Origin of the sequence: Providencia sp. PROV032 (assembly GCF_028484875.1) — a bacterium.
GTDB classification, from domain to species: domain Bacteria; phylum Pseudomonadota; class Gammaproteobacteria; order Enterobacterales; family Enterobacteriaceae; genus Providencia; species Providencia rettgeri_E.
Genome location: NZ_JAMPSX010000020.1, coordinates 97,491 through 113,903 on the forward strand (window position 1 = coordinate 97,491; position 16,413 = coordinate 113,903).

Annotated in this window: 17 protein-coding genes; 5 read left to right on the forward strand and 12 right to left on the reverse strand. The window is 41.1% G+C overall.

All coding sequences use genetic code 11. From position 1 onward, the window contains the following. The first annotated feature begins 15 nt into the window (after nt 1-15). The 4 genes from PSF42_RS14385 to PSF42_RS14400 all read left to right on the forward strand — a co-directional run bounded on the left by PSF42_RS14385 (nt 16) and on the right by PSF42_RS14400 (nt 2,095). Complete coding sequence (locus PSF42_RS14385; protein ID WP_125891742.1) at nt 16-312, forward strand: helix-turn-helix domain-containing protein; 297 nt, start codon at nt 16-18, stop codon at nt 310-312. After that, nucleotides 309-1,295 carry a fimbrial protein gene (locus PSF42_RS14390; RefSeq protein WP_272680264.1) on the forward strand — a complete coding sequence of 329 codons (987 nt, stop codon included), beginning with the start codon at nt 309-311 and terminating at the stop codon, nt 1,293-1,295. The genes PSF42_RS14385 and PSF42_RS14390 overlap by 4 nt, the downstream gene beginning before the upstream one ends. A 190-nt stretch (nt 1,296-1,485) precedes the next feature. After that, nucleotides 1,486-1,707: a helix-turn-helix domain-containing protein gene (locus PSF42_RS14395; RefSeq protein ID WP_125891744.1), complete on the forward strand. Its 222-nt coding sequence runs from the start codon at nt 1,486-1,488 to the stop codon at nt 1,705-1,707. Nucleotides 1,708-1,807: 100 nt separating this feature from the next. Further along, complete coding sequence (locus PSF42_RS14400; RefSeq protein WP_125891745.1) at nt 1,808-2,095, forward strand: helix-turn-helix domain-containing protein; 288 nt, start codon at nt 1,808-1,810, stop codon at nt 2,093-2,095. Nucleotides 2,096-2,170: 75 nt separating this feature from the next. Here PSF42_RS14400 and PSF42_RS14405 read toward each other — a convergent pair whose 3' ends face one another. Next, nucleotides 2,171-3,055, reverse strand: a complete 885-nt coding sequence (locus PSF42_RS14405; protein ID WP_125891746.1) for a LysR family transcriptional regulator — start codon at nt 3,053-3,055, stop codon at nt 2,171-2,173. A gap of 183 nt (nt 3,056-3,238) precedes the next feature. On the opposite strand from PSF42_RS14405, the gene ampC reads away from it, so the two are divergent. Further along, the gene (ampC, locus tag PSF42_RS14410) at nt 3,239-4,381 is read left to right on the forward strand and encodes a class C beta-lactamase (RefSeq protein WP_125891747.1); all 1,143 of its coding nucleotides are present in this window, start codon (nt 3,239-3,241) and stop codon (nt 4,379-4,381) included. A 213-nt stretch (nt 4,382-4,594) separates the two neighbouring features. On the opposite strand, the gene hemN is transcribed toward ampC, so the two are convergent. The 11 genes from hemN to pstS all read right to left on the reverse strand — a co-directional run bounded on the left by hemN (nt 4,595) and on the right by pstS (nt 16,053). Further along, on the reverse strand, nt 4,595-5,968 hold the full coding sequence (gene hemN / locus PSF42_RS14415; RefSeq protein ID WP_125891748.1) for an oxygen-independent coproporphyrinogen III oxidase: 1,374 nt from the start codon (nt 5,966-5,968) through the stop codon (nt 4,595-4,597). Nucleotides 5,969-6,174: 206 nt separating this feature from the next. Next, nucleotides 6,175-6,690: a Der GTPase-activating protein YihI gene (yihI, locus tag PSF42_RS14420; protein ID WP_125891749.1), complete on the reverse strand. Its 516-nt coding sequence runs from the start codon at nt 6,688-6,690 to the stop codon at nt 6,175-6,177. 347 nt (nt 6,691-7,037) lie between these two features. Then, entirely contained in the window at nt 7,038-8,372 is a 1,335-nt protein-coding gene (locus PSF42_RS14425; protein WP_125891750.1) for an NCS2 family permease, read from the reverse strand. A 185-nt stretch (nt 8,373-8,557) separates the two neighbouring features. Next, nucleotides 8,558-9,310 carry an amino acid ABC transporter permease gene (locus tag PSF42_RS14430; RefSeq protein ID WP_125891751.1) on the reverse strand — a complete coding sequence of 251 codons (753 nt, stop codon included), beginning with the start codon at nt 9,308-9,310 and terminating at the stop codon, nt 8,558-8,560. Nucleotide 9,311: 1 nt separating this feature from the next. Continuing rightward, entirely contained in the window at nt 9,312-10,064 is a 753-nt protein-coding gene (locus PSF42_RS14435; RefSeq protein WP_125891752.1) for an amino acid ABC transporter permease, read from the reverse strand. A gap of 110 nt (nt 10,065-10,174) precedes the next feature. After that, nucleotides 10,175-11,014, reverse strand: coding sequence for an ABC transporter substrate-binding protein (locus PSF42_RS14440; RefSeq protein ID WP_125891753.1), 840 nt, complete (start codon nt 11,012-11,014; stop codon nt 10,175-10,177). A gap of 482 nt (nt 11,015-11,496) precedes the next feature. Continuing rightward, entirely contained in the window at nt 11,497-12,210 is a 714-nt protein-coding gene (gene phoU / locus PSF42_RS14445; RefSeq protein ID WP_036958602.1) for a phosphate signaling complex protein PhoU, read from the reverse strand. 13 nt (nt 12,211-12,223) lie between these two features. Further along, nucleotides 12,224-13,000, reverse strand: a complete 777-nt coding sequence (gene pstB / locus PSF42_RS14450; protein ID WP_004262838.1) for a phosphate ABC transporter ATP-binding protein PstB — start codon at nt 12,998-13,000, stop codon at nt 12,224-12,226. Between the two features lie 38 nt (nt 13,001-13,038). After that, complete coding sequence (pstA, locus tag PSF42_RS14455; protein ID WP_125891754.1) at nt 13,039-13,920, reverse strand: phosphate ABC transporter permease PstA; 882 nt, start codon at nt 13,918-13,920, stop codon at nt 13,039-13,041. Nucleotide 13,921: 1 nt separating this feature from the next. Next, on the reverse strand, nt 13,922-14,878 hold the full coding sequence (gene pstC / locus PSF42_RS14460) for a phosphate ABC transporter permease PstC (protein ID WP_004262847.1): 957 nt from the start codon (nt 14,876-14,878) through the stop codon (nt 13,922-13,924). A 131-nt stretch (nt 14,879-15,009) separates the two neighbouring features. Then, the gene (pstS, locus tag PSF42_RS14465; protein WP_125891755.1) at nt 15,010-16,053 is read right to left on the reverse strand and encodes a phosphate ABC transporter substrate-binding protein PstS; all 1,044 of its coding nucleotides are present in this window, start codon (nt 16,051-16,053) and stop codon (nt 15,010-15,012) included. Nucleotides 16,054-16,413: the final 360 nt, after the last annotated feature.

Here is a 16,413-nt window from a genome sequence, read left to right on the forward strand (position 1 = left end):
ATAGGGGAAAGCGGTATGCCTAATTACTATCCTATATCAAGAATAATTGGAAATAAAATCACCTATTATCGAAAAATGAAAGGAATGACACTAGACAATTTATCTAAAATCATTGGAGTGAGTGAACAACAACAATCCCGCTACGAACGGGGAATTAATCGAATTAATATTGACAGGCTTAATGAATACGCCAGAATATTTAAAATTGATATTATGGATTTTTTTATTTTCAATTCGAGGGAGATTAATGAGATTGAATATGCAGAAGAAAAATATTTAAATAAAAAAGAAAATGTTAAGGATATTTTATGACTAAAAAGAAAATTTTACGGGTAATAATAGGCTCGGTTTTTGCTTATTCTACATATACACAAGCAGCCTGTATTCAAAACCCTAATTTACGGAATGTTGTGGTGAATGTACCTGCAAGAACCTACTCACTGCAATATGATGATACCGGGGCTCGTGATTTAGCCACGATTCAGGTCAATTTTAAAGGCTCACAAGTCAATACATTTTCAGGCCCAAGAAGTAATGGTCAATGTGGTAATGCCTACTTACATGCTGACTATGTCAATGGTTGGGTACCAAACGGCAATAAAATTGCAGCCAGTAATATACCGGGCATCAGCATTCAAGTGAAAGCAACCAATATCGGTTTTTTAAATACACGTTATGGACCACCAACAGCAGCTAATCCAGCCGCTTGGGGGATCCCTAACCCATATTGGACTATCACTATCAAAAAAACAGGGCAAGTCACACAGGGGGGAAATTTAAAGGCAGGGCATGTGGGAAGATTAACACAGCGTAACCCTGCGCCACATAACAGTACGTGGAATTTAACATCGTTGAATATTCCAGCAGGTGCTATCAAAATTAATGTATTAAAGTGCTCAACAAAAGCGACAAGTTACAATGTTAACTTAGGGACTTGGTATGATACTCAGTTTAAAGCTATTGGCTCTACTAGCAATAGTGTCAATATACCCATTACATTAAGCTGCGCTGCAGGCACCAATCTAAAAGTGACAGTCACAAGTAGCGCTGGGTATGTTGATACCAATACAGGGAAGATTAAATTGTCTGGACAAGGGCAAGCGAGCGGAGTCGCCATTCAATTATTAGATAGAAACAGTAACCCGATAAAACTCAACTCAAAGTTCACTTTGCAAAACAATGTTGCAGGTGGCGATTATATTTTTAATTGGAAAGCTCGATATATTAAAACTGCTAATAACATAACCGCGGGAACAGCAAACTCAACAGCGTCGGTTAACATAAGATATGAATAAATAACATTCAATATTAATTCATAAAAAGATGTTGATTTATTTATAACTTGTTTTTTATTGCTAACATCGAAAAATATCATCGAACAATTGATAAATAGCAAATTTACTATTTTATTAAAATGGTTAAGATAGAGAGGTAATCTTTCATCGTGTTTAGTTAGAAATAAAAAATATAATTATAGGAGTATATATGACTTATTCAACATCTCACCTAATCGGCAAGAAAATACTTTTTTATCGGAAAACGAATGGGCTTTCAGTTAATGAATTATCCGAGGTTATTGGCATCAGCCCACAACAACAGTCACGATATGAAAGAGGAATAAATAGAATTACTTTAGATAGGTTGTTCCAGTATGCAACGTATTTTGAGATTGATATTCAAACCTTCTTTCAGTCCCATGATTTTTAATAAATTAAGTAATAGTACATATTGCTAGAAGTTCCAATTACATTAAAAATATTTAATTATATTCACATTGTAATATTTAAAATAAATTAGAGAAAAAATCATGAAACGAAAAATATCTAAATCCGTCGGTTTAAAAATAAGATCATTAAGAGAAATTCACGGAATGAGTGGTAAAGAATTAAGCATGTTATTAGGTATTAGCCAACAACACCAATCACGCTATGAAAATGGTGAGGTTAATATTCATGTCGACACCATTTACCAGTTGGCAAAAATATTTAATGTTTCGCCGACCTATTTCTTTACTGAAACTATTACGGATATTAATAGTACAGATCTCCCTATTAATAAAAAGAATTATTTCTCTGCTGAAGCTTTGGTATTCTAACCTCTAAATATGAGCATTATAATATGCCAGTAAATTAAATGTCGGTGCTATTTCTATTTATAATATAGCACCGACTTATTGTTCTTTTTGAGATTCTTCCACCAACCAATTGCGAAACATCATCATTGCAGGTGTATATGGCTTAGACTTCAAGCGGCTAAGCCAGTAACCCCCTAATGTTACAGATATATCAAAAGGTTGAACTAACTCCCCTGCGCTTAATTCATGGCTAAACATACAACTCGGCACCAATGCCACACTATTGGTTAATAAGGCAGCCTCAACCATCAAACGCGATGAATCAAATACTGGGCCTTTGACACGCCAAGGGTCAATCTCCGCAGCTAAAAACCATTTTTCCCATTCATCTTTACGATATGAACGCATTAACGGATGGGATTTTAAATCTAATGGATGTTTCAGCTGATTCGCAACTTTCTCTGAACAAAGCACCGTATGCGCAGTTGAAAATAGTGGTGTATTTTCTACGAGTGGCCATAGCCCTTCACCAAAGCGGATCGCAAAATCTACGCCTTCAGCTGCTAAATTCACCACATTGTTATGAGTCATAATGCGTAAATCAATATAAGGGTATAACTCCGAAAATTGCGTTAGTCTTGGTAATAACCAGCCCACTGCAAATGTGCCAACAACTGAAATACTTAAGGCTTCTCGATAATGGCCATCTTCAAACTGCAGCAACAGTGACTCAATTTGGTCAAAAGAGCGACTCAAAACAGGCAATAATGCAAAACCTTCTTCGGTTAATGCAAGCCCTCGAGGTAAACGAATAAATAGTTCTAGCCCCAATTGTTCCTCTAATAGCCTAACTTGTTGGCTGACAGCGGCCTGAGTCACATTCAATTCAATTCCTGCTCGTGTAAAACTTAAATGCCGTGCTGAAGCTTCAAAAGCCCTAAGCGCATTGAGAGGAAGCCGATGACGATAATTTTCTGCCATAAGATTTTCTTTTACCTCATCGAATTTTATATCGTTTTAAATAATGTTTGAGAGCATGCATACTATTTTTCAAACACGGATTATCCGCTGAAAATCGTATATTAAAGCACTTTTAATTCACAATGAAATGCTTTCCTGTTCCTGTTAGCAATAACTTAAACTTGTATTTATTGGAATAACTCTATGAAAACTTTTTTTCGTCAGGGGCGAATTTTTATCGCGCTCAGCTTGGCGTTAACAACGCTATCCACCCATGCTCTCACGCAAACGGATGTCGATAATATAATTAAACCTCTAATGGAACAAAAACAGATCCCAGGGATGTCTGTCGCAATTTCCGTTGATGGAAAGCACTATATTTATCACTATGGTGTGCAATCTAAACAAGACTTAGTCCCTGTCAGTGATAAGACTTTATTTGAGATTGGGTCTTTATCTAAAACGTTCACTGCCACACTCGCAGCCTACGCACAAAACCAAGGAAAACTCGATTTCTCGCAAAAGGTAAGCCACTATCTTCCTGAATTAAAAGGGTCTGTTTTTGACCAAGTGACAATCATGAACTTGGCAACTCACACTTCGGGTTTATCGTTATTTGTGCCTGATAACATTACAAATTCAGCGGAGTTAATCCATTATTATCAGCAGTGGAAACCTACCAAAGCCATTGGACAGTATCGCTCTTATTCAAATCTTGGCGTGGGACTACTCGGTATCGTTACGGCTAAACAACTCAAAATGCCATTTGAACAAGCGATGGAAAAACTGATGCTGCCTGCGCTAGGGCTAAAACATACCTATATTCATATCCCTAAAAATCAACAGAAAAATTATGCTCAAGGTTACAATAAGAACAACCAACCCGTTCGTGTAACACCACAAATTTTAGATGCTGAATCTTATGGTTTGAAATCTAATGCGAGAGATCTAATTCGCTTCTTAGATATTAATATGCAAACAAAGAAAGTCGCTAAACCGTGGCAGGAAGCCATAGAGAACACGCATGCTGGGTTCTATATGACCGATTCATTTGTGCAAGATATGATGTGGGAAAGTTATTCATGGCCTGTATCCATTTCTCAATTACAGCAAGGTAACCGAGATGAAATGGCATTACAGCCACAAAAGGTCGAAGCGATTACACCAGCACTACCGCCAGAAACACAAGCTTTCTACAACAAAACCGGCTCAACCAATGGTTTTGCAACCTATGCGGCATTTATTCCTGAAGACCGAATTGCGGTTGTGATTTTGTCCAACAAATGGTATCCCATCCCTGATCGCATCAATGCGGCTTATCAGCTAATCGAAAAAGCGAAATACTAGCCCCCGCAGAACATCCAATGTTCTAAATAATCAGATAACGAACCAGTAATACTCAAAATAGTTCGTGCTAGAGCAAGGCGGCAAAATTCGGCTATCTCGGGGAGTATACAAAAGTATATGACCCGAGTAGCCGAATAAGGCCAACGCAGCTATTGCGCGAAATATGAAGAGTATTAAAGACAACAACGCGACAGCACGAATTATGAAGAGTATTTAGATGACACGGGAAAACTGCCGCTGCCTCATCTGATTTCTCAAATAAACATCAAAACACATGCAAATATTCCGAATAAGTAAACGTCCCTGAGGCGTCACTTTAATCCCCATTTCACTCATTTCAACCAGCCCATCTTCAACCATCGGTTTCAGTAACTCTAAATCTTCCTTAAAATAAGATTTAAAATCAATAGGATATAGTTCTTCGATTTGTGCGAAATCCAATTGAAAATTACAGATTAAGATTTTAATCACATCACGACGCAGGCAATCATCATCAGTTAAAACGAGGCCGCGCCACAGCGCATGGCCCTGCTCTTCAACTTGTGCATAATAGGTTTTCAAATCTTTCTGATTTTGTGCGTAGTTGTCGCCTAACATACTGATCGCAGAAACGCCTAGCCCCAGTAAATCACAATCGCCTTGAGTCGTATATCCTTGGAAGTTACGGTGTAAAACCCCTTCCCGTTGTGCCACGGCAAGTTCATCTTCAGGACGAGCAAAATGATCCATGCCTATAAATTGATAGCCATCTCTGGTGAGAGTCGCGATGGTATCTTGCAGAATATCGAGTTTTTGTTCTGCACTCGGTAAATCTGCATCTTTAATTTTACGCTGTGCCGCAAATAAATTAGGTAAATGCGCGTAATTGAACACACTTAAGCGATCTGGTGATAACTCAGCTACTTTTTTTAGGGTAAACGCAAAGCTTTCAGGGGTTTGCTTAGGTAAACCATAAATCAAATCAATACTCGTTGAGGTAAAACCCGTTTCTTTGGCACGTTTAATTAGGGAAAAAATAAATTCTTCGTCCTGTTCACGGTTAACCAACACCTGAACTTCTTTATTAAAATCCTGTACTCCCATGCTTAAACGGTTAAACCCTTCATGGCGCAGATGGTCTATCATATCCAATTCAATTTCACGCGGGTCGATTTCAATCGACATCTCCACATCATCCGCAAAATTAAAGTGTGTTTTCAATAAACCAACCAAATGGCTGACTTGAGTTTTATCGAGATAAGTTGGAGTGCCCCCACCCCAGTGCATCTGGCTTACCAAACGACCTTTTAATAACGAAGCTCGTTGAATAATTTCTTTTTCAATTACTTGAAGATATTCATCGGCTTTATGTTTTTGCCGCGTCACTAATTTATTACAGCCACAGAAATAACAAAGCTTATGGCAAAAAGGGATATGAACATAGAGCGATAAAGGCCGGTCAGGATAACGCTGTGTTGCTTGAACAAACGCATTCTCATCGTACTCTTGGTTAAACTCCAAGGCAGTGGGATATGAGGTATACCGTGGACCTGAATAATTGTATTTTTGAATGAGAGAAAGATCCCAAACAATATTTTGCTCTGACATAACATTCCTCAATTGACCAAAAGCTCAAACCATACAATGGATTGCACCTTATTTAATTGTTATTTGGTGAGTGTGAAAGTTTCACAACTTAAATAATATTATAAAGTATGTTAGCGAAAAGAGATTTGATATAACATCAAAGAAAAGTGAGTTAGCAGAAAAAATAGCTAAATCCCCCGCTAGCACGAGGGATCTTTTAAACGAAATTATTTACTTTTTAAGATGCGCATAATGTCATCAAGTTTTTCTTCGTCTTCTTCCTCTTCTTCTTCACTAAACTCAATACCGAGAATATTCATCAATTCATCAATACGATCTAAACACGTATCAACATACTGTTGTTCTTGTGCTGTGATAGTTTCGCCATCTTCCAGACGCGCCAAAATGCTATCTAAACGATCGTCGCTTTCTAGCATTTCCAGCTCTTTTTCTGGTGTCAGTTTTTCTTTAGTGGCTGGCTTTTCTTTCACCACTGGACGTGCTGTCGGTTTGTTATCTTCCACAACTAATGGGATCGGTTTTTTGCTACCAATGCGTGGATCCTTAGTGGTAGACTCCCCACCTTTCACACTGTTAGACACAGATTCTTGGTTACGGCTACCGGATTTATGACCACGATGTTTTTTCTCGCGCTTACGCTCACGGCCTTCCGCATTTATCTCTTCTTTCGTTTTACGGTATTTTTTCTTTGGCTTAGCAGCCGGTTTTTTTGGTGCATTCATGGTCTGATACCTTGATAAAGTCAGTTTCTGCTGCGAAATCTAGCAGGATCCCATAAAGGGGGAAAGCACTAGTTTGCAATTTCAGTGGATTTTTTATCCCACCCTGCCTTCGCAATAGTACTTTATTGATTATACCTTAAATAATTGGAGTTGCATGCAAGCAACAAAAAGGGAAGCTGGTTGAAGAGGCTTGTACTAAGAATAGAGATTTACGTTTTGAGCAATATTCTAAATAATTCAAGTTGTGGCTAGGCGTCAATCGAGGTTATCTCGGGGAGCATACATAAGTATGTAAACCGAGTAGCCGAGTAAAGACAACGACGCCACAGCTTGAAGTATGACGAATATTAGGCGTCGACGAGCACCATTTTTAGTAGGAACATCGCCGCAACTAAAATCACGCATAGCCCCAGATCACGCCAACGTCCGGTACCAATTTTCATTGCACAATACGCAATAAAGCCTAGTGCAATACCTTCTGTGATTGAGAAACTAAATGGCATCATCACTGCCGTAATAAAAGCGGGTACAGACTCCGTTAAGTCATCCCATTTCACGCGAGTTAAGCTTGAAGTCATCAGCACGCCCACGTAAATCAAGGCACCCGCAGTGGCATAAGCTGGAACCATACCTGCAAGAGGAGAGATAAACATGGTCAATAGGAATAAAATACCAACGACAATCGCAGTTAAACCTGTACGCCCCCCAACAGAAACACCAGAAGAACTTTCGATATATGCAGTGACAGAAGATGTCCCCATTGCTGAACCTGCGACAGAGCTCAAGCTGTCCACATATAACGCTTGTTTCATTCGAGGGAAAGTCCCGCGTTCATTCGTAATACCCGCTTTGTCAGTCACACCAATCATGGTACCTGATGAGTCAAACAGATTGACTAACATAAAGGCAAAAATCACCCCAGATAACGCTAAATCTAAAGAGCCAGAAAAATCAACCTGACCCACCACACTTGTAATACTTGGCGGCATTGAGAAGATCCCAGAATATTTCACATCCCCCAGAGCAAGACCAATCAGTGTTGTCACTGCAATAGACACTAATACAGCGGCATGAATATTGCGTGCAGCAAGAATAGCGATAATAAAGAAACCTAGGGCTCCCAGCCAAACATTATGGTGAGTCAAATTGCCGATAGAGACTAACGTGTCCGGGTTCGCAACAATAATGCCGGAGTTTTTCAGCCCCATCATCGCAATAAATAAGCCGATACCACTCGTGATCCCGACGCGAAGACTAAGCGGGATATTGGCAATAATCCAATAACGGATACGAAATAGTGTCAGAATAAATAACCCGACTGCTCCCCAAAATACGGCCCCCATTGCAACTTGCCATGAATAGCCCATCGCGCCAACTACAACGAAAGCAAAAAAAGCATTCAGCCCCATAGCAGGTGCTACTGCTATCGGTAAATTTGCCAACAGCCCCATCAAAATACTACCAATAGCGGCAATCAAACAGGTGGTGACAAACACCGCTTTGATATCCATGCCTGCAACTGAGAGAATTTGAGGGTTAACAAAAACGATATATACCATCGTCAGGAAGGTGGTGAAGCCTGCAACAACTTCTGTCCGTGCTGTGGTGCCATGTTCTTGTAATTTAAAAACACGCTGAAACAAGCCCTGCGGTTGTGCCGAGCTAGAAGATTGATTACTCATTAGATATCGCGCCCAAAAAAAGTTTTTTTCGCCCTATACTACAATTAAAAATCACAAAAGAAAACGATTGCGTAAGCTGTTATGGGTAAAAACGTCCTAACTAACTGATACACTAGGGTGAAATAATAAAAGAATTGATGGTAACGAATAGAAGAAGTGGCGGCTATTTAACCGCCATTTTTAATTTAAGAAAGTGCTAATAGCTTTTGTCGACGCCAAAATAATAAGCGATGTTTTGCCGCCAGTTTCTGAGGTTGATGTTGTGCACTCAGCTTTTTCGCTACCCTATTTGCAATAATTTCTACCGCAAAACACATCACAAAATAAATAAATGCGACGAATAAGAAAACTTCAAGAGGATAAACCATTTCACGGTTATTCACTTGTGTCGCCAAAAAGGACAGTTCAGCGACCCCAACAATATAAGCCAATGAGGTATCTTTAATTAATGCCACCCACTGGTTAATAAATGATGGCACCATCATACGTAAAGCCTGTGGTAATACGATATTCCACAATACCTGCCAGCGGCTGAACCCCAAGGACATCCCTGCTTGCCACTGCCCTTTACCTATCGCTAAAATACCCGCTTTCACGGCATGAGCCAAATATGCAGAGGTAATCAATGCCAATGCACATACCACTGTCGCTATCCCAGGAATTTCCGTGCCCAATAACATCGGCAACAAGAAATAGGTCCAAAAAATCAGCATAATGACGGGAATTGCACGAAAGAAACCTAATACTGCAGCGAATAGGTTAACCCAGAAACCACTCAGCATAGCTAATGCAATCCCACCCAATGTGCCTAATACAATAGAAGCTGCACCTGCAAGCAAGCTAATAACTAACGTCAGTGCTGCGCCTTCTAATGGGCCATCCGGGAAAGTGCCAAATAACAAATATTGCCAGTTCTGCTCAATAATCGAAAAATCCATCTTATACCCCCTGAGCCAAATTACGCTGCTGACGCCACTGGCCCCAACCTTCCATCACTGCAATAATGGCGATATACAAAACGGTTGCCACGCCAAAGGCTGCGAAAGTTTGTAATGTTTGGCTATCTACTTGGCGAGAAACATAAGACAATTCAGCAACACCTATCGCCATTGTTAATGATGAGTTTTTCACCACATTCATATATTGGCCCAATAGCGGAGGCATGGCGATTTTTACTGCTTGAGGAAGCACTACTAACCTCATCGCTTGCCATGAAGTTAGTCCTAAAGCAAATGCCGCATATTTTTGCCCCTGACGAACGCCGCGGATCCCAGCACGAATTTCTTCAGCTATAAACGGCACGGTATACAGGGTCAAACCAATAAAACCCGCTAAAAATTCAAATGACGGCCAACCCACAGTTATTCCAAGTAAATGGATCTCATGGGGGGTATTAAGCCACTCCATCACAACAGACGGTAAAATTTCACCGGAAGCGAAATACCAAAAAAATAGCTGCACCAACAAAGGCGTATTTCTGAAAATAGAGATATAGATATTCACGGCCCAACGTACAGGTGCAATTTGGCTATCCTTTGCTGATGCAACGATAAAGCCCAATGCCGTCGCTGCAATAATAGTACAAATCGAGATCCAAACGGTGATCAAAAAGCCGTAGCCAAACCACTCTAGATATTGCGGTGCCAATAAATGAGCAGACCAAAAATCACCATTTAAAAATTTTTCAAACATGGCTCACGACCTATTGCTTTCACAGCTTGTGATTAAAAACTCATCCCTTATAACCAAGAACCCCACACAGAGTGCGGGGCTTGAAATCACTGAGTACTTACCGTTCCCCATTAAGACTGTGGCTGTTGCTCACTCAGAGGTGCGAATTTAAAGTCTCCGCGTGGCTGTGCGGCTTTGGTATCTGGCCCAAACCAACGGTTATAGATCACCTCAGCTTTACCCTCTTTTTCCAGTTTCAACAGTGTTTCGTTGACGTTTTCAACCAAACGCGTTTCGCCTTTGCTTGCTGCCAATGCTTGGTACTCTTTCGTTAGGCTAAATGGAGAAATTTCAAAATCTGCCTTCACTTTTTCAGGTAAATTACCTAATAAGCCCACCAGTTTTGCATCATCTTGAGTGATAGCTTGGACGTTACCATTGCGCAGTGCCGCGAACGCTTGCGGGGTATCGTCATAAGAAATCACTTTTGTGTCAGGGAAACGTTCACGTAAAGTGACTTCCTGCACGGTGCCTTTATCTGCACCAATGCGTAGTGGTTTGATGTCGTCAGGTGTTTTTAATACACCTTTGCGAGCAATAAATTTTTGGCCTGTCGCAAAATCAGGGATAGAAAAATCAACCTGTTTTGCGCGTTCATCTGTAATGGTAAAGTTGGCACCGATTAGGTCAACTTTACCTGAAGTCAGGAGTGGAATACGGTTTGCTGGGTTAGTAGGACGAAGCTCAAGCTTAACCCCTAGACTATCTGCTATTTCTTGTGCTATATCAACATCATAACCCGCTAACTTTTTAGTTTTTGGATCAATAAAACCAAATGGTGGGTTGCTATCAAATACCGAAATACGGATCACACCCGCTTGTTTGATATCATCCAATTTATCTGCGCTAGCGACATTCGCTGTCAGCGCTAAACCTGTAAGTAAAACAGTTGTTAGAATACGAGCTTTCATTGAATACCCCTGACGGTAAATTTTTGTAAATCGACCATCACACGCTATCAATTATTGCTTAGCACTTGAAATAATATTAAATAATATATTTATGCCAAAATGACATATACAAATAAACAAAAAAGGGCCGCCTTGATAACAAAGCGCCCCAAACATGGTTAAACCATCAATAGACTCTTATTGAGCAAGAAGAAAGTCGGTAGTTTGTGGTGCAGTACCACCACAATTTGAAGTAACCCCATGTTCGTGTTGCGGCTAGGCACCAAGCTAGGATATTTCGGGGAGCATACATCAGTATGTGCCCCGAATCACCGAGCGAAGCCAACACCGCCACAGCACGAAATATGACCAGCGTTTATGCTCTAAATAGTTCGTATTGTGGCTAGGCGGCAAGCAAGGATATCTCGGGGAGCATACACCAGTATGTGACCCGAGTAGCCGAGCGAAGCCAACACCGCCACAGTACGAAATATGACGAGCATTTATTTGTTCGTTAGCATCTTTTCAAGACTATCTCCCCCCACATGACGGAAATCCTGCCCCTTCACATAGTAGAAAATAAACTCACAGATATTTTGGCAACGGTCACCGATACGTTCAATTGAACGAGCGCAGAATAGTGCTGTTAATACGCTCGGGATCGTTCTCGGGTCTTCCATCATATAAGTCATCAATTGGCGCACGATACCTTCATACTCTTGGTCAACTTTCTCATCTTCACGGTAGATACGAATAGCTTCCTCGAGATCCATTCGTGCGAATGCATCTAATACATCATGTAGCATTTGTACTGTGTGGCGGCCTAATGATTCTAAGCTCACTAACAGGGGCTGATGTTGATGAGAGAATTTCTCCAATGCAGTTTGGCAAATTTTGTCCGCAACATCACCGATTCTTTCTAGCTCAGCAATGGTTTTCGAAATCGCCATAATCAGACGCAAGTCACTCGCTGTTGGTTGGCGCTTCGCAATGATCTTAACGCATTCTTCATCAATGGCCACTTCCATCATATTGACTTTATGGTCATTTTCGATAACTTCACGCGCCAGAGCTTCATCCTGATTATGCATGGCCGTAATGGCTTTGGTGAGCTGTTCTTCGACCAGCCCTCCCATTGTCATTAATTCAGTATGGATATGTTCCAGTTCAGCATTGAACTGCCCCGATATATGTTTGTTGTGATTCAGCGTATCCATCGTCGGCTCCATATCAACCGTAGCGGCCAGTAATATAATCTTCAGTTTGCTTCATCTCTGGGGTAGTAAACATTTTGTCAGTATGGTTAAACTCAACTAACTCCCCTAGATACATGAAAGCCGTATAGTCAGAACAGCGTGCAGCTTGTTGCATATTGTGGGTAACAATCACCACGGTGTATTCTGATTTTAATTCACTAATCAGTTCTTCAATTCGACCCGTTGAAATAGGGTCAAGAGCAGAACAAGGTTCATCCAATAATAGAACCTCTGGGCGAATAGCAATACCACGAGCAATACAAAGACGCTGCTGCTGTCCACCCGACAAGCTATAACCACTTTGGTGTAACTTATCTTTGGTTTCATTCCATAACGCAGCCTTTGTTAGCGCCCACTGCACGCGTTCATCCATTTCCACACGAGATAACTTTTCAAATAAACGCACACCAAATGCAATATTATCGTAGATTGACATCGGGAATGGGGTTGGTTTCTGGAATACCATGCCGACTTTTGCACGTAGCAGTGCGATATCTTGTTTATCAGTCAGGATGTTTTGGCCATCCAGTAAAATTTCACCTTCTGCGCGCTGCTCGCCATACAATTCATACATTTTATTGAAGGTGCGTAATAACGTCGATTTACCACAGCCTGATGGGCCGATAAATGCAGTTACTTTATTTTTTTCAATGTCTAAAGAGATATTTTTCAGTGCGTGAAACTTGCCATAATAGAAGTTGAGGTCACGGACTTTAATTTTACTATTTGCAATATCGTTTGCATTAATCATGGTTTGCTTTTCTCTCTAAATCTTTATTTATCTGGCGCTTAGTGTTTTTTCTGTGCGAAAACAACACGTGCAATGATGTTAATGAGCAGGACACATAGGGTAATTAAAAGAACCCCTGCCCATGCAAGCTCTTGCCATTCAGAGAATGGGCTCATTGCAAATTTGAAGATTGTCACCGGTAAGTTAGCAATGGGTTCGCTCATGTCTGTACTCCAGAACTGATTCGACAGTGAAGTAAACAGCAGCGGTGCGGTTTCCCCCGCTATACGCGCAATCGCTAGCAAGATCCCAGTGATAATTCCTGACACAGACGCTTTTAGCGTAATAGATAAAATCATTTTCCATTTTGGTGTGCCAAGTGCATAAGCAGCTTCACGCAAGCTATCTGGAACTAATTTCAACATGTTTTCAGTAGTTCGGATAACAATTGGAATTTGCAGCAATGCAAGCGCCACGACCCCAGCCCAACCCGAGAAGTGCTGCATTTGTGCAACCACAATGGTGTACACAAACAACCCTACAACGATTGATGGAGCTGATAATAAAACGTCATTAATAAATCGGGTAACTGAAGCTAACCATGACTTACGGCCATACTCTGCTAAATAAATTCCCGCTAAAATCCCTAAAGGCGTACCAATAACCGTCGCCCATAAGATTAATAAACCACTTCCTACGATGGCATTTGCCAACCCACCACCTTCCGTATTCGGTGGTGGAGTCATTTCAGTAAATAGATTGAGAGACATGCCATCAATCCCTTTAGTGACTGTAGAAAATAAAATCCACACTAACCAGAACAAACCGAAAGCCATGGTTAACATTGAGACAAATAGCGCCATTCTGTTAACTTGACGACGCCACGCTTGACGGCGTGCTCGCTCTTTTTCATTCACTGCAATAGGTTGAGATATCGACATATTAACGGCCCTCATTCTTCGCAAGACGCATGACCATCAACTTGGAAATTGCTAACACAATGAAAGTGATAACAAACAGGATAAGTCCAAGTTCCATCAAGGCCGAGGTATGCAAGCCACTCTCTGCTTCCGCAAACTCATTTGCCAGTGCCGAGGTGATACTGTTTCCAGGCATAAACAGTGATGCGCTATCAAGTTGGTAAGTATTACCAATCACGAAAGTCACCGCCATGGTTTCACCCAGCGCACGGCCAAGGCCTAACATCACACCACCAATAACCCCATTGCGGGTATACGGCAGCACGATATTCCAAATCACTTCCCATGTCGTACAACCAATGCCGTAAGCTGACTCTTTCATCATCACAGGCGTTTGTTCAAATACATCGCGCATCACGGACGCAATGTAGGGAATAATCATAATCGCGAGGATAATCCCCGCAGCTAAAATACCGATCCCGAATGCAGGCCCTGAAAATAGTTCACCGACAATCGGTACACTCGACATTACATTACCAACTGGTTCTTGGAAATATTCTGCAAACAGGGGTGCAAAGACAAATAACCCCCACATCCCATAAACGATACTAGGGATAGCAGCAAGGAGTTCAATCGCGATACCAAGCGGACGTTTTAGCCAATTGGGAGCCAGTTCTGTTAGGAATAGCGCTATACCAAAACTAACAGGAACAGCGATAATCAGAGCAATTAACGATGTAACGATAGTGCCATAAATAGGCACAAGGGCACCGAATTCTTCCGCCGGAGCATCCCATTCTTTAGTCCATAAAAACGAAAACCCAAACTTTTGCATACTTGGCCAAGATGCAAAAATAAGGGAAATAATAATGCCTCCGAGCATTAACAAAGTGATGAGCGCGGCAATCTTTACCAGTGCACTAAAAATCACATCACCTGATTTGCTGGGAGCTCTAAATGCCGTTGTTTTCTCGGCCATGCGCTTTGTTCTCATTTCATTCCTGTTCTTTATCTACAGGATTGCGTTACAACGATGAACGGGTAAGTCCTGTTCCTCAGCACTTACCCGCCATTTCCAACCCTAAGTGCACTTAAAAAAGCTAAGTTCACCTAGAATAATGCTTTACCTTGGCTATCTTTAACTTCTGTTTTCCATGCAGTACGTACTGCAGCCACGACTTCTTGAGGTAGAATTGCGTAATCTAATGCTTCCGCTTGTTTACCACCTTTGTCATAAGCCCAGTTGAAGAAATCGAGAACCGCTTTGCCTTTTTCCGCATTCGCTTGCTGCTTGTGAACTAAGATGAATGTGGTTGAAGTAATCGGCCACGCATTCGCACCATCACGGTTTGTTAAATCTTGAGCAAAAGATTTAGACCAGTCAACTTTCTTCGCTGCTGCGCTGAAACTTTCACCTGTTGGTGAAACCGCTTCGCCATCGGCAGAGATTAATTTAGTATACGCAAGGTTGTTCTGTTTTGCGTAAGCATATTCAACATAACCGATAGAACCCGGTAAACGCTGTACGAAAGCAGCAACGCCATCATTTCCTTTACCGCCTACGCTATTTTTCGGCCAATTAACGGTTGAACCCGCACCAACGTCTGATTTCCAGCTTGCACTGACTTTTGCTAAGTAGCTAGTAAATACGAATGTAGTTCCAGAACCGTCAGAACGTCTTACAACTGCAATTGTTTGGTCTGGTAGGTTAACATTTGGGTTTAATTTAGCGATTGCTGGGTCATTCCATTTAGTGATTTTGCCTAAATAGATGTCACCTAACGTGTTGCCATCTAACGTTAACTGGCCAGATTCGATGCCTTTCACGTTCACTGCCAGTACAACACCACCAATCACGGTTGGGAACTGGAATAAGCCATCTTCTTTGAGTTTTTCATCAGTCAATGGGGCATCAGATGCACCGAAATCAACTGTTTTTGCATTAATTTGTTTGACACCACCAGAAGAACCAATCCCCTGATAGTTTACTTTATTACCTGTTTCTTTCTGATAAGAGTCTGCCCACTTCGCATAAACAGGAGCAGGAAAGGTCGCGCCAGCTCCGGTCAGGCTGGTAGCAGCAAAAGAAGACATTGCAGTCAGAGATAAAGTTGCTGCCATTACGCTTGCTAAGGTGGTACGCGTCATTTTCATAATCCCTCCGGGGATGTATAGAAACAATCAAGTATAAAATTGTTGGGTGTATGTCACGGTAGGAAAAATAGGACAATTTCGTTACGACAACATGTCGTTTTTATGACAGTTTTATGACAATTGCTGATTTTTTCACTGGCGAGGAAACAAAAACGAAGATGGATTAGATTTTATGCTATACAATTCAAATGGTTAAAAAATTATTATTTCAAAGTTGATGTCAAAAAGAAAAATGACAGACTGTCATAAAAGCGAAAAATATTTTTATCCTGCAACCCTAAAACAATACTCAAAACAATTTGTGTCGCAGCTAGGCGGCCAGAGAGGATAGCTCGGGGAGCATACACAAGTATATGACCT